Annotated in this window: 12 protein-coding genes; 10 read left to right on the top strand and 2 right to left on the bottom strand. The window is 62.2% G+C overall.

Annotation, left to right across the window (positions count from 1 at the left end; all coding sequences use genetic code 11):
* Positions 1 to 18: 18 nt before the first annotated feature.
* The gene (locus CFII64_RS03070) at positions 19 to 285 is read right to left on the bottom strand and encodes a helix-turn-helix domain-containing protein (RefSeq protein WP_020289297.1); all 267 of its coding nucleotides are present in this window, start codon (positions 283 to 285) and stop codon (positions 19 to 21) included.
* A 263-nt stretch (positions 286 to 548) separates the two neighbouring features.
* Between CFII64_RS03070 and kdpF the strand changes: the two genes are divergently transcribed.
* The 6 genes from kdpF (at position 549) to CFII64_RS03040 (ending at position 8,470) form a co-directional block, all read left to right on the top strand.
* Entirely contained in the window at positions 549 to 638 is a 90-nt protein-coding gene (kdpF, locus tag CFII64_RS03065) for a K(+)-transporting ATPase subunit F (RefSeq protein WP_044901127.1), read from the top strand.
* Between the two features lie 8 nt (positions 639 to 646).
* Positions 647 to 2,341 carry a potassium-transporting ATPase subunit KdpA gene (gene kdpA / locus CFII64_RS03060; RefSeq protein ID WP_020289296.1) on the top strand — a complete coding sequence of 565 codons (1,695 nt, stop codon included), beginning with the start codon at positions 647 to 649 and terminating at the stop codon, positions 2,339 to 2,341.
* Between the two features lie 16 nt (positions 2,342 to 2,357).
* On the top strand, positions 2,358 to 4,418 hold the full coding sequence (kdpB, locus tag CFII64_RS03055) for a potassium-transporting ATPase subunit KdpB (RefSeq protein WP_371106417.1): 2,061 nt from the start codon (positions 2,358 to 2,360) through the stop codon (positions 4,416 to 4,418).
* Positions 4,419 to 4,486: 68 nt separating this feature from the next.
* Entirely contained in the window at positions 4,487 to 5,059 is a 573-nt protein-coding gene (kdpC, locus tag CFII64_RS03050; RefSeq protein ID WP_020289294.1) for a potassium-transporting ATPase subunit KdpC, read from the top strand.
* A 16-nt stretch (positions 5,060 to 5,075) separates the two neighbouring features.
* Positions 5,076 to 7,784 (top strand): sensor histidine kinase KdpD, encoded by a 2,709-nt coding sequence (locus CFII64_RS03045; protein WP_020289293.1) that lies wholly within the window; start codon positions 5,076 to 5,078, stop codon positions 7,782 to 7,784.
* On the top strand, positions 7,781 to 8,470 hold the full coding sequence (locus tag CFII64_RS03040; protein ID WP_020289292.1) for a response regulator: 690 nt from the start codon (positions 7,781 to 7,783) through the stop codon (positions 8,468 to 8,470). The genes CFII64_RS03045 and CFII64_RS03040 overlap by 4 nt, the downstream gene beginning before the upstream one ends.
* 130 nt (positions 8,471 to 8,600) lie before the next feature.
* On the opposite strand, the gene CFII64_RS03035 is transcribed toward CFII64_RS03040, so the two are convergent.
* The gene (locus CFII64_RS03035; RefSeq protein WP_020289291.1) at positions 8,601 to 9,659 is read right to left on the bottom strand and encodes a patatin-like phospholipase family protein; all 1,059 of its coding nucleotides are present in this window, start codon (positions 9,657 to 9,659) and stop codon (positions 8,601 to 8,603) included.
* Between the two features lie 180 nt (positions 9,660 to 9,839).
* Here CFII64_RS03035 and CFII64_RS03030 point away from each other — a divergent pair, with 180 nt between their 5' ends.
* The 4 genes from CFII64_RS03030 (at position 9,840) to CFII64_RS03015 (ending at position 14,275) form a co-directional block, all read left to right on the top strand.
* A complete protein-coding gene (locus tag CFII64_RS03030; RefSeq protein ID WP_020289290.1) occupies positions 9,840 to 10,118 on the top strand; it encodes a hypothetical protein in 279 nt (92 codons plus the stop codon).
* A gap of 286 nt (positions 10,119 to 10,404) precedes the next feature.
* Positions 10,405 to 11,322 (top strand): MoxR family ATPase, encoded by a 918-nt coding sequence (locus CFII64_RS03025; protein WP_020289289.1) that lies wholly within the window; start codon positions 10,405 to 10,407, stop codon positions 11,320 to 11,322.
* Entirely contained in the window at positions 11,292 to 12,275 is a 984-nt protein-coding gene (locus CFII64_RS03020) for a DUF58 domain-containing protein (protein WP_156883144.1), read from the top strand. The genes CFII64_RS03025 and CFII64_RS03020 overlap by 31 nt, the downstream gene beginning before the upstream one ends.
* Positions 12,272 to 14,275: a DUF3488 and transglutaminase-like domain-containing protein gene (locus CFII64_RS03015; RefSeq protein ID WP_020289287.1), complete on the top strand. Its 2,004-nt coding sequence runs from the start codon at positions 12,272 to 12,274 to the stop codon at positions 14,273 to 14,275. The genes CFII64_RS03020 and CFII64_RS03015 overlap by 4 nt, the downstream gene beginning before the upstream one ends.
* The last annotated feature ends 9 nt before the right edge of the window (positions 14,276 to 14,284 follow it).

The raw sequence follows: 14,284 nt of genomic DNA, 5'->3' as shown, positions 1-14,284 counted from the left end.
AAGGTCCGCGTCTGAATGTCATTCCAGCACAATCACTCTCTGCTCAATGGCCTTGATCAAGGCGGCCCTGAGGGAATTGACCCCGAATTTACGGCGAATGTTGCACATGTGGAAATTGACCGCAGCTTCGGTCCGGTCCTGAATACGCGAGATCTCCCACGCGGATTTACCCATCGCTGCCCATTGCAGGACTTCCATCTCCTTGACGGTCAATTGCACTGTTGGCGTCGCCAGGTGCCTATGGACGTTCGTCACATGGGCGCTGTTGTGTGCTGAATGATTCATCGTCGACTCCCTGTCATGTGTCACACCCCGTCACGATAACGCCTTGCGCAGAATCTGGAACCTGTCAGAAGTAACAGGTGGCACGGTGGCAGCAACCCAGAGATCCGTTGGAGCCAGCGGGCGCCGACGGCTTTGCAGCGCCTCCGCCCCCCGATTTTTACGCCTTCTTTACGCCGTCCCGCAGCCGTCGATCTCGTTCCTTTACACCCTCTGTCCCGACAATGGCTCACACGCGGCAATCGCCGCAGCGACGGAGTATTTCGATGAGCGTTCTGGATGGGGTGTCCCTGCTGTTGGCGGCAGGGCTGTTCATTTACTTGCTGGTTGCGCTGCTACGCGCAGGCCGGACTTAGGAGCAGCCATGCACAGTTATGACTATCTATTGATTCTGGCTTTCCTGGCGCTGGTGCTGTTGCCCGCGCCGCTGCTTGGGCGTTTCTATTATCGGGTGGTGGAAGGCGAGCGGACCTGGCTGACGCCGGTGCTGCGCCCGGTGGAAAACATCTGCTATCGCCTGTCGGGGATTGATCCCAAGGTCGAGCAGAACTGGAAAACCTATCTGTTCGCGCTGCTGGCCTTCAACCTGGCCGGTTTCGTCCTGTTGTTTGCCATGCTGTTAGGGCAGGGCTCGCTGCCACTCAACCCGCAACAATTGCCGGGCATGGAATGGTCGCTGGCGTTCAACACGGCGATGAGTTTCGTCACCAACACCAACTGGCAGAGCTACAGCGGCGAAGCGTCGTTGAGCTACTTGAGCCAGATGGTCGGCCTGACCGTGCAGAACTTTGTCAGTGCCGCGACGGGTATCGCCGTGTTGCTGGCATTTTGTCGCGGCATCAGTCGGCGCTCGACGCAAAACCTCGGCAACTTCTGGGCGGACATGACCCGCGTCACGCTTTACGGCCTGGTGCCGCTGTGCATCGTGCTCGCGCTGTTTCTGGTCTGGCAGGGCGTGCCGCAGAGTTTTGCTCACTACGTCGATGCGCTGACCTTGCAAGGCGCGGATCAAAGCCTGCCCATGGGCCCGGCTGCCAGCCAGATCGCAATCAAGCAACTGGGCACCAACGGCGGCGGCTTCTTCGGCGTCAACTCGGCGCATCCGTTCGAGAACCCGACCGCCTGGAGCAACCTGTTCGAGCTGGTGTCGATTCTGCTGATTCCGGCGGCGCTGGTGTTCACCTTCGGTCATTACGTGAAAGACCTGCGCCAGAGCCGGGCCATCGTCGCCTGCATGTTGGCCTTGCTGTTGATCGGCGGCGGCGTATCGCTGTGGGCCGAGTATCAGCCGAACCCGACGCTGAACCTCGCGAACGTGGAGCAGACTGCGCCGCTGGAAGGCAAGGAAAGTCGCTTCGGCACCACCGCGACCGTTCTCTGGGCGACCGCCACCACGGCGGCGTCCAATGGGTCAGTGAACGGCATGCATGACAGCCTCAACCCGCTGACCGGCATGGTCGCCCTGGCCAACATGATGGTCGGCGAAGTGATCTTCGGCGGCGTCGGCGTGGGCCTCAACGGCATGCTGCTCAACGTGTTGATTGCTGTCTTCCTGGCCGGCCTGATGATTGGCCGCACGCCGGAATATCTGGGCAAAAAGTTGCAGGCCCATGAGGTCAAGCTGCTGGTCGCCACGCTGCTGGTCATGCCGGTCGGTGTGCTGGTGCTCGGCGCGGTGGCGGCCAGTCTGCCCGGCCCGCTGGCGTCGGTGAGCAATCCTGGTCCGCACGGCTTCAGCCAGTTGCTCTACGCCTACACCTCGGCCACCGCCAACAACGGTTCGGCGTTCGGCGGGTTTAGCGCCAACACCGTGTTCCATAACCTGATGCTCAGCCTGGCGATGTTCATCGGTCGCTTCGGCTACATCCTGCCGGTGATGGCTCTGGCGGGAAGCCTGGCAATGAAAAAAACCGCTCCGCTTGGCCTGAACAGCTTTCCGACCCACGGCCCGCTGTTTGTCACCTTGCTGACCGTGACCATTTTGCTGGTGGGCGGCCTGACCTTTCTGCCGACCCTGGCATTGGGCCCGATTGCCGAACACTTGAGCCTGGGCTTCTGAGGAACCGATCATGACGATGCACATTCCAGCTGCAAAAACCGCTGAGCCGCAGTTAAAGGCTGAGTCGGGCAAAACCCGCCTCTCGGCCCTGTGGCGTCCGGCGCTGATCCAGGCTTTTGTCAAACTCGATCCACGCCAACTGGTTCGCTCGCCGGTGATGCTGGTGGTGGAACTCACCGCGATCCTGACCACGATTCTGTGCGTCATTCCCGATCCGGCGGTGCCAACCTCAGTGGCGGTGCAAATCGCCCTGTGGTTGTGGTTCACCGTGTTGTTCGCCAACTTCGCCGAAGCGCTGGCAGAAGGTCGTGGCAAGGCTCGCGCCGACAGCCTCAAGGCGGGCAGTGAAGGCCTCAAGGCACGACGCCGTGACGAGGCGGGCGCGTTCAGCGTGGTCAATGCCAGCGCCTTGCGCAAAGGCGACGTGGTGCGGGTCGAAGCCGGGGAAATGATTCCCGGTGACGGCGAGGTGATCGAAGGCATCGCCGCCGTCAACGAGGCGGCGATTACCGGGGAATCCGCCCCCGTGATTCGCGAGTCCGGCGGTGATCGTTCAGCAGTCACCGGCAACACGCGGTTGGTCTCGGACTGGCTGCTGGTGCGGATCAGCGCCAACCCCGGCGAGTCGACCCTGGACCGCATGATCGCCCTGGTCGAAGGCGCCAAACGCCAGAAAACGCCCAACGAAGTGGCGCTGGATATCCTGTTGATCGGCCTGACGCTGATCTTCCTGTTGGTGGTCGTGACGTTGCAGCCATTCGCCCACTTTGCCGGTGGCAGCTTGCCGCTGGTGTTTCTGGTGGCGCTGCTGGTCACGTTGATCCCGACCACCATTGGCGGCTTGCTCTCGGCCATTGGCATCGCCGGCATGGACCGACTGGTGCGCCTCAATGTCATCGCCAAATCCGGGCGCGCCGTGGAAGCAGCGGGTGACGTGCATGTGCTGTTGCTGGACAAGACCGGCACCATCACCTTCGGCAATCGCCGTTGCACCGCGCTGTATGCAGCGCCGGGCGTGTCTGCCAAGGAACTCGGCGAAGGCGCATTGCTGGCGTCGCTGGCCGACGATACGGCGGAAGGCAAATCCATCGTCGAATATCTGCGCAACCTGCAGCCGATGCTGGAGCCGCAGCCCACCGAATTGACCGCCGTACCCTTCAGCGCCGAGACGCGGTTATCAGGCGTCGACTATCAGGCTCGGGTATATCGCAAAGGCGCGGTGGATTCGCTGCTGGCCTTTGTCGACATGCAACGCAGCGATCTGCCGCCAGCCCTGGCGCGGGAAATCGACAAGATCGCCAAGACCGGCGGCACACCGCTGTTGGTGTGTGTGGATAAAAAGCTGTTGGGGGCCATTCACCTCAAGGACGTGGTCAAACCGGGCATTCGTGAACGCTTTGCCGAATTGCGCAAGCTGGGCATTCGCACCGTGATGGTCACCGGCGACAATCCGCTGACCGCTGCGGCTATTGCTGCGGAGGCGGGCGTCGACGACGTGCTGGCCGAAGCCACGCCGGAGAAGAAACTCGAACGTATCCGCATGGAGCAGAACGACGGTCGTCTGGTGGCGATGTGCGGCGACGGCGCCAACGATGCGCCAGCCCTGGCCCAGGCCGACGTGGGCATGGCGATGAACGATGGCACCCAGGCGGCGCGGGAAGCGGCGAACATGGTCGATCTGGACAGCGACCCAACCAAACTGCTGGACGTGGTGCAGATCGGCAAAGAGTTGCTGGTGACCCGTGGGGCGCTGACGACGTTCTCCATCGCCAACGACATTGCCAAGTATTTCGCGATTCTCCCGGCGCTGTTCGCGTCGATTTATCCGCAACTGGGCGTGCTGAACATCATGCAACTGGCCAGCCCGCAAAGCGCGATTCTGTCGGCCATCGTCTTCAACGCTCTGATCATCGTTGTACTGATCCCGCTGGCTCTGCGCGGTGTACGCGTGCAAGCCGCCAGCGCCGCGCAATTGCTGCGTCGTAATCTGCTGATCTACGGCTTGGGCGGGATCGTCGTGCCATTTGTGGGGATCAAGGCCATCGACATGGTGTTGGTGGGCCTGAACCTGGTCTGAACCCGATCTGAACCTGTTGGCGAGGCTTGCCCGCGAACCGATTTCACATTCTTCCGAGGATTTTCATCATGTCCACATTCTTCCGTCCCGCCCTGAGCATGCTTGCCCTGATGACGCTCATCACCGGCGTCGCTTATCCATTAGTGGTCACCGGGATTGCTCAAGTCGCTTTTCCTGAACAAGCCAATGGCAGCCTGATTTATGACGCAGCGGGCAAAGTGCGCGGTTCGCAATTGATCGCGCAGTCGTTCAGCGGCGATGAGTGGTTCCATTCACGCCCCTCGGCCGGGGCGTTTGCCACGGTCGCCAGTGGTGCGAGCAACCTTTCGCCGAGCAATCCGGCGCTGGCCGCGCGCATCACCGAAGACGCCAACAAAGCGTCGGTGCCAGGTCAGGGCCCGGTGCCATTGGCCTTGCTGACCACTTCCGGCAGCGGCCTCGATCCGCATCTGCCGCCGTCGGCGGTGATTTATCAGGCCGCCCGAGTGGCCGCTGCCCGGCAGTTGCCGCTCGATAAAGTGCAGGGTTTGATCGAGGCCAGCACCGATCGGCCGCTGATCGGCCCGCCGGTGGTCAATGTATTGGCCTTGAATCAGGCGTTGAATGAGTTACCGTCTGCGCAACGCAATGCCCAGCTATGAATGAGCAACCACAACCATGAGTGATTCCGGCCGAGCCGACGCGTTACTAGCCGATATGCCCAAGGACGGGCGTGGTCGTCTCAAAGTGTTCCTGGGCGCCGCGCCGGGCGTGGGCAAGACCTACGCCATGCTTCAGGCCGCGCATACCCAGTTGCGTCAGGGCGTAACGGTGCTGGCCGGCGTGGTGGAAACCCACGGCCGCGCGGAAACCGAAGCTTTGCTCGGCGGGTTGGTGCAACAACCGCTGGTGCGCTCGCAATACCGGGGCGTAACCCTGGAGGAAATGGACCTCGACGGTGTGCTGGCGCTCAAGCCCAGGCCCAAGCTGGTGCTGGTCGACGAACTGGCCCACAGCAACGCCCCCGGCAGTCGTCACAGCAAACGCTGGCAGGACATTCAGGAACTGCTCGCGGCGGGCATCGACGTCTACACCACCGTCAATGTTCAGCATCTGGAAAGTCTCAACGATCAGGTGCGCGGCATCACTGGCGTGCAGGTTCGCGAGACACTGCCGGACTGGGTCTTGCAGGAAGCCTACGAACTGGTGCTGATCGATCTGCCGCCCCGGGAATTGCTGGAGCGGCTGCGCGACGGCAAGGTGTACGTACCGGAGCAGGCGCGGGCCGCCATCGACGCGTTTTTCACCCAGACCAACCTCACGGCGCTGCGCGAACTGGCGATGCAGACCGCTGCCGCGCAAGTGGACGACGACCTGGCCCAAGGTTATCGGCAACTGGGCCGCGACGCGCCGCCAGTGCGCGGTCGTTTGTTGGTGGGCATTGATGGCGATGTGCATGCCGAACGTCTGGTGCGCCACGCCAGTCGTGTGGCGCAACGACGGCATCTGCCCTGGAGCCTGGTGCATGTGGATAACGGCCGGGCTTTCGACGAACAGGCCCGCACACGCTTGCAAAACGCCCAGCAACTGGCGGAGCGCCTGGGGGGCGAAGTGGTGCTGCTGCGCGCGGGAGAAGTGGCCAAAACCTTGATTCAACATGCCGCCGAACGCCGCGCCAGTCTGATTCTCGTGGGTCAGTCGCGGCCGCGCTTCTGGCGCCGGTTGCTGGGCGGTGGCGTGGCGGCGCGGCTGCTGCGCGAAGCCCATGGGCTGGAAGTCAGTGTGCTCGACAGCGAGCCGCAGCCGGACCAGCCGCGCAGCCGTTCGCCGGGACCTATCATCTGGTTCGATTACGGCCTGGCGCTGCTCGCCACGGTGCTGGCCAGTGCGCTGGCCTGGGCGGTGTCTGGCGTGCTGGCGTTGCCGAATATTTCGTTGGTGTTTCTCGCTGCGGTTTTGCTGGTGGCGGTGCGCAGCAGCGTCGGGCCGGCATTGGCTTGCGCGGCCTTGTCGTTTCTGGCCTATGACTTTTTATTCATCCCGCCGAACTTTTCCCTGAGCATTCAGCGAGAAGAAGACGTGCTGACCTTGCTGTTCTTCCTGTTGATGTCGGCCCTGACCGGCAATCTCGCCGCGCGCCAGCGACGGCAGTTGCAGGCCCTGCGCGACACCCAGCAAGAAACCAGTGAGCTGCTGGATCTGTCGCGCAAACTGACGGCGGCCACTGATCGGCAAGCCGTGCTCAGTGCGGCGGGCCAACACCTCAATGGCTGGCGCGAGCTGGACGTGTGCCTGATCGAACATGACGGCGAGGGTGGCTGGAAAGTGGCGAGCGGCACTGCGGTGCAATTGTCCGAAGCGGAGCGCGCGGCGGCAGATTGGGCCTGGCAGCATGATCAGGCCGCAGGCCACGGCACCGGTACCTTGCCGTCCAGTCGCTGGTGGTGGTGGCCGTTATCCGGCGAACAAGGCCCATTGGCGTTGCTTGGCGTTTGTCCTCGGGTCGGGCAGCCGTTCACTGCCCAGCGCCGTCGTTTGTTGACTGCCCTCAGCCAGCCGCTGGCCCAGGCGTTGGCCCGTGCGCAACTCGCCGAAGACCTCGAAGCGGCGCGCCTGCATGGCGAAACCGAGCAGTTGCGCAGCGCTTTGCTGGCCTCGGTGTCCCATGACCTGCGCACGCCACTTACGGCCATGCGCGGCAGCATCGACAGCCTGTTGTCGCTGGGCGAAGCCATTCCGCTGGAGGATCGTCGCGAATTGCTGGAAGGCACCCGCGACGAAGCCGAGCGCCTGGATCGCTATATCCAGAATCTGCTGGACATGACCCGGCTGGGGCACGGTGCGTTGAAACTGGCGCGGGACTGGGTCTCGGCTGGGGATATCGTCGGCAGTGCACTTAATCGTCTGCGCGTGGTGCTGGCATCGCTGCAAGTCGGCGTCCAGGTGCCCGCCGAACTGCCGCTGCTTTACGTGCATGCGGCTTTGATCGAGCAGGCGCTGGTCAATGTGCTGGAAAACGCCGCGCGCTTTTCACCGGTCAATGGCCGCTTGCAGCTGGAAGCCGGTGCCACTGACAACGAACTGTTTTTTTCGGTCAGCGATGAAGGACCGGGGATTCCCGAAGATGAGCGGGCGAAAATTTTCGACATGTTCTACACCGCGGCTCGTGGTGATCGCGGCGGGCAGGGCACGGGGCTTGGCCTGGCGATCTGTCAGGGCATGGTCGGTGCCCATGGCGGGCGGATCAGCGTCGGGCCGGGCATTGAAGGCCAGGGCACCTGCATCACCTTGCATCTGCCGTTACAAACGCAACCGGAAGCTGAAATAGAGTCGCCGTCTGATAGTCTGGCGGTCATTTCGCCCACTGCACCGCCAAGGCACTCATGAGTCAGACCGCAACCATTCTGGTGATTGACGACGAGCCGCAGATTCGCAAATTCCTGCGGATCAGCCTCGTGTCACAGGGTTATAAAGTCATTGAGGCCGGGACCGGCATTGAAGGTTTGAGCCAGGCGGCGCTGAACAAACCGGATTTGCTGGTGCTGGATCTCGGTTTGCCGGACATGGACGGCCAGCAGGTGCTGCGCGAGTTTCGCGAGTGGTCCGGCGTGCCGGTGCTGGTGCTCTCGGTGCGCGCCAGCGAAGCACAGAAAGTCGAGGCCCTCGATGGCGGTGCCAATGACTACGTGACCAAACCCTTCGGTATTCAGGAATTTCTCGCCCGCATTCGCGCCTTGCTGCGCCAGGCGCCCAGTGGCGAACCGCAAAGTGCCGCCTTGCAGTTCGGGCCATTGACCGTGGACCTGGCTTATCGTCGGGTATCGCTGGACGGCGTCGAAGTGGGCCTGACCCGCAAGGAATACGCGGTGCTGGCGCAACTGGCGCGGTATCCGGGCAGGGTCATCACCCAGCAGCAATTGCTCAAGGACATCTGGGGCCCGACCCATACCGAAGACACCCATTACCTGCGCATCGTTGTTGGCCATCTGCGCCAAAAACTCGCCGACGACCCGACCGCGCCGAGGTTTATCGTCACCGAGGCGGGGGTTGGGTATCGGTTGCGGGAGGTGTAACCAACACACACCGTTGGAATAAGGTCATCCCGTAGGACCGGCTTTAGCCGGGAGGAGGCCAGTCCATCCGCAGCAGATCCGTCGTCAGGACCTTAGCCCTCCCGGCTAAAGCCGGTCCTACGGAGTTTATTCAGCGCTTACGTTCGGCCTCATACCGATCCAGCGTATCGCTGGCAATTTCGCGGCCCAGCGCGATGAGTTCCGGGGCTTTGTAGAACTCGAAAAACCGGCACACCCGCTTGGGAACGTTGATCAGGATGTCCGGCGGGTAACCGGCGATCTTGTACTGCGCCAGCGAGGTCTGCATGACCTCGAAGCTCTGGTTGATCAGATCCAGCAGCGAGGCGGGGCCGACGTTATCGATGATGACCGAACCGGTAGCGGATTTCGGCGCGCTCTCGCCCTGAGGGGCCGCCGCCGGTTGTTGCCCTTGCGGATCGGCCGAATCTTCGCCCAGCCACGGGTTGGCAATAGTCGCCGCCCGGGACTTGAGGCTGTCCTGCTCCAGGCGCAGGACATCGCCGCCCGCTGTATCCAGCTTGCGGCGAAACGGCAAGCGCGAACCCAATGAGCTGATCAGGCTGTCGAAACGCTTCTTCACCGCTGGCGGCCGTTCGATGACCGGTAACTGGTAATGCCCCTGATTGGTGGAGTTCAGGTTCACCGCGACGATCAAATCACAATGGCTGGACACCACGGGGACAATCGGCAGCGGGTTGAGCAAGCCGCCATCCACCAGCATGCGGCCGTCCTGCATGACCGGCGTGAATAAACTGGGGATAGCCGCCGACGCGCGCATCGCTTGATGCAGGCAACCTTCCTGGAACCAGATTTCCTGCTGATTGGTCAGGTCAGTGGCCACCGCCGTGTAAGGGATACGCAGGTCTTCGATATTGATTTCACCGACGATTTCCCGGATCTGGCCGAAGACTTTCTCACCGCGTATGGCGCCGAGGCGAAAACTGACGTCCACCAGACGCAACACATCGAGGTAATCCAGGCTTTCGATCCACGCGCGGTACTGCTGCAACTTGCCCGCCGCGTAGATGCCGCCGACCACCGCCCCCATGGAACAGCCCGCGATACACGCGATGTCGTAGCCGCGCCGCTCCAATTCTTCGATGACGCCGATATGCGCATAGCCGCGTGCGCCGCCGGAGCCGAGTACCAAAGCGATGCGTTTTTTCATGTCGGGCTCCTGAAGGGATGGTTCTTACGCGCAAATAGGCATGATCGGACTTCACGGGCGGCCTGGGAAGCATTGTTGCAGGCAAAAAAACAGTTACTCTTGCGGCCCGGCTCTACGGCACTTTTAAACGCCCGGACCGTCCAACTCGCACATTCGATTCTTATTCCCGAGGTAACACCGATGAAAGCCTGGATCTGCCTGCCATTATTAGCTCTGGTTTTAACAGGTTGCGCCGGCAAAACCGGGTACCGCGACAGCTGCGCCACGCAACTGGACTCGGCCTGGCACGAATTGGACCTGGCCAAGGCTGAAGGCTTCGCCGGAACCGTCAGCTATTCCAAAGCCCTGTCATTGCTGACCGGTGCCAAGACCCAGCAGCAATTCGAGGCCTTCGAAGGTTGTACCAGCAAAGCCGAAAAAGCGCGCTTCTATATCCGCGAGTCCCGCGCCGGGCGATAAGCCTTTTCAATTCGCTCCTTCACCGCAGGAGCGAATTTATTCGCGAAGCAATGTTTCAGGCGCTGAATCTCTGTTGGATGTGTCGGCCCTACGCGAATAAATTTGCTCCTGCGGATTGGGATTTCACGCCTGGCTTTCCCCGCCGCACCGCCTGCAAACGGCTCATCTCCAAGCTTTTCCCTCCCCGCTCTGGCGAAACGACCTACGCTGACCTTAAAGTGGCTGCATATGTTGCGTCGTTCGCACGCCAATGGGTCAGAGGCAGTCGCCTGGAGAGTGTTTTTCTATGGGCAGGAAACTCGATGAGTGCCTCAACGCCATCAATGAGGTGGTGCTAGGCAAGGAACCGCAAGTCCGACTGGCCATGACGTGCCTGCTCGGCGGTGGGCATTTATTGATCGAAGATTTGCCTGGCATGGGCAAGACCACGCTCAGCCATACGTTGGCCAAAGTGTTGGGCTTGAGCTTCCAGCGCATTCAGTTCACCTCGGACCTGCTCCCGGGCGACATTCTCGGCACATCGGTATTTGATCGCGACAGCGGGCAGTTCACCTTTCATCCTGGGCCGATCTTCGCCGAACTGGTGCTGGCTGACGAAATCAATCGCGCCACGCCCAAAAGCCAGAGCGCCTTGCTCGAAGCCATGGAAGAAGGGCAGGTGACCATCGAGGGCGCGACGCGCCTGCTGCCCGATCCGTTTTTCGTCATCGCGACCCAGAACCCGTTCAGCCAGGGCGGCACCTTCGCCTTGCCCGAATCGCAACTGGATCGCTTCCTCATGCGGCTTTCCCTGGGTTATCCCGCCAAATCGGCGGAAAAAGCCCTGCTCATGGGCGAATCGCGCCGGGATTTGCTGCCGCGCCTGCAACCCTTGCTCAACCATGCCGAGCTGGCGTTGTTGCAAGCGCAGGCGCGGCAAGGAAGGGCCAGCGATGCGTTGGTGGATTACGTGTTGCGGCTGGTGGATGCCACGCGCAGTCAGCCGCAATTCGCCTACGGGCTTTCGCCCCGCGCCAGCCTGGCGATTCTGTCGGCGGCACGGGCCTGGGCGCTGTTGATCGGTCGCGACTATGTGATTCCCGAAGACGTGCAGGCCGTGCTGCCCTCGGTCGTTGGCCACCGTTTGCGCGAGCGATCCGAATCCACCGGGCATGGCAGCGGGGCGCTGGTCCAGTGGCTATTGCGCGAGGTGCCGGTGCTTTGATCGAACAGCTCAAACCGATCTGGCAACGCTGGCTGTCCCGGCGAATTCCCCCGGCGCCACGCGTCACCCTCGATCACCGGCGCATCTTCATCATGCCCACACGCACCGGGGGTACGTTCGCGCTGGTGCTGTTTTTGATGTTGCTGGTCGCGATCAACTACCAGAACAGTCTGGCGTATGGCCTGACCTTCCTGCTGATGTCCATGAGTGTGCTGGGCATCTTGCACACCTACCGCAACGTCAGCGGGCTGATTCTCAGCGCCGGCGTGGCACGCTCGGTGTTCGTCGGTGAGGCCGTGCACTTGCGCTTGCGCCTGGAAAGCGCCGGGCATAGCCGCCAAGCCATTGCCGTGGGTTGGGACGCCAGCCAGTTGCAGCAGGTCGATGTCATGGCCGACGGCCTGGTCGAGATCGAGCTGACGTTGCCTGCGGAAAATCGCGGCTGGTTGCGCGCGCCGCGTCTGCGGGTCGAAAGCGTATTCCCCTTGAGTCTGCTGCGGGCGTGGAGCTGGCTTGACCTGGAACAGACCGCGTTGGTGTTTCCCCGGCCGATTGGCGGGGCGATGCCGCTGCTCAAAGGCGTTCAGCCCCACGCCGACGATGAAGGCGAAGCGACTCAGCGGCCGGGCGTGGACGATTATCATGGCCTGCGGCCTTATCAGCCTGGCGACAATCGTCGGCGCATGCACTGGAAGGCCTGGTCCCGAGGGCAAGGTCTGCTGGTCAAGGATTTCACGGACTTGAGCGGCCACGACCTGTGCCTGGATTTCATGGCGCTGGGCGGTGATATCGAAGATCGCCTGTCGCGGCTGTGCTATTGGGTGGTGATCCTGTCCCGGCGTCATCAGCCATTTGCCCTGCGTCTGCCGGGTTTTCTTTCACCAATGGACAGCGGCGAAGTGCACCGCGAAGCCTGCCTGCGCGCTCTGGCGCTTTACGGTACTCGGCCATGAAGGCTGATTCGGCGCTGAGTCAGCCGATTCCCCGGGGCAGCCTGATGTGGTTGCTGCTGGCGCAGGCCTTGGTGATCGTGCCGTTCATTACCCATGTGCCGTGGTCGATCCTTGGGCTGTGGCTGGCGTGCAGCCTGTGGCGCGTGCAGATTTTTCGCATGCGTGTGCGGCCTCCCGGCACCTGGGTCAAGTCGGGCTTGCTGGTGGGCACGGCGGGCGGCGTGTATCTGGCCCGAGGCAGTCTGGTCGGACTGGATGCCGGCGCGGCGCTGTTGATTGCCGCGTTCATCCTGAAAATGCTGGAAATGCACACTCGTCGTGATGCGCTGGTGCTGATCTTTCTCGGCTTTTTCTGCGTGGTGGTGGGTTATCTGTTTGAAGACAGCCTGCTGTGGGCGGCCTTCACGCTGTTGCCGGTCAGCACGCTGCTGGCCGCGCTGATCGGTTTGCAGCAGACCGATGCGCCGGGCAACCCCGCCAACAGCCTCAAGCTGGCGCTCAAATTGTTGCTGCAAGCGGTGCCCTTGATGCTGGTGCTGTTTCTGTTCTTTCCCCGGCTGGAACCGCTGTGGTCGTTGCCGCAACCGAGTAACAAGGCCCTCACCGGGCTTTCCGACAGCATGGCACCGGGGGATATCGCGGAATTGAGCAAATCCGCCGCGCTGGTCTTTCGCGCCAGTTTCGACGGCGCGATACCGGCGCGTAATCAGTTGTACTGGCGCTCGCTGACCCTTGAGCAGTTCGACGGTCGGCGCTGGTCCCAGGCCGGGCGCGCGCAAACGGTACAGCTGCCGCAATGGCAAAAACATGGCGAAGCCGTGAGTTACAGCATTGTCATGGAACCCAGCGGGCGTCCCTGGCTGTCGACCCTGGACGTCGGCGAGAGCAGCCTGCCGGACGTGCGCCAGATGAGTGACTTCCGCCTGCAACGCCGACGCCCGGTGGAGCAGTCATTGCTGTATAGCGTCAATTCCTGGCCGGACGCGACCCGCGATGGGCAACTCAGTGACAATATCCAGCGCCAGGACCTGCAACTTCCGCCCAAGGGCAATCCCCAGGCGCGGCAATGGGCCAGTGACCTGCTGCGCAGCCATCCCAAACCCGACGCACTGGTCGACGCGATGCTCGGTTATTTCAGCCGTGAGTCGTTTCATTACACCCTCAAGCCGCCGACGTTGGGGCCGGAGAGCATCGACAGTTTCCTGTTCGACAGCCGCCGCGGCTTCTGTGCGCATTACGCCGGGGCCATGACCTTCGTCCTGCGCGCAGCCGGGATTCCGGCGCGGGTGGTGGCGGGTTATCAGGGCGGCGAGCTGAACCCCGACGGCAATTACCTGACCGTGCGCCAGTTCGACGCCCACGCCTGGGTCGAATACTGGCAACCGGGCATTGGCTGGCGCAGCGTCGATCCGACCGCTGCGGTGGCCCCGCAACGTATCGAACAAGGGCTGGAGCAGGCGCTGGCCGCCGACGAGGCGTTTCTCGAAGACTCGCCCATGTCGGCGCTGCGCTATCGCAACGTGCCGTGGATCAATGGCCTGCGCTTGAGTTGGGATAATTTGAACTACGGCTGGCAGCGCTGGGTCCTTGGTTATCAGGGGCAACAACAGCTGCAAGTGTTCAATCGCTGGTTCTCCGGCCTGGAAGCTCCGGCGTTTATTGGCGCGGCCGGCTTGGCACTCGCGTTGGTTGCGCTGTGGATTTTCAAGCCATGGCAGCGTGAAAGCGACTCGCAACTTCGTCTGTTCAATGCTTTCGAGCGTTTGCTGGCGCGGCGCGGATTACGGCGCATGCCAAGCGAAGGAGTTGAGGAATTCGCCCGGCGTGCCGGGTTGTCGCTGCCCGAACACGCGGAGCTGATCGAAGCCTTCTGCGAAGAATTTCAGGCGCAGCGCTATGCAGGGCGTACGACCTCGTCCGCTGAGCTACGGCGCTGTTTGAAACGTTTGCGACGTCGTTTGCCCTGGCGTCTGTCGGCCGCCAAGGGCACCACTGAGTAACCGAATAAG

The sequence above is a fragment of the Pseudomonas sp. CFII64 genome (assembly GCF_000416235.1).
Classification (GTDB): Bacteria; Pseudomonadota; Gammaproteobacteria; order Pseudomonadales; family Pseudomonadaceae; genus Aquipseudomonas.
This window is presented reverse-complemented; position numbering and strand designations above follow the sequence as displayed.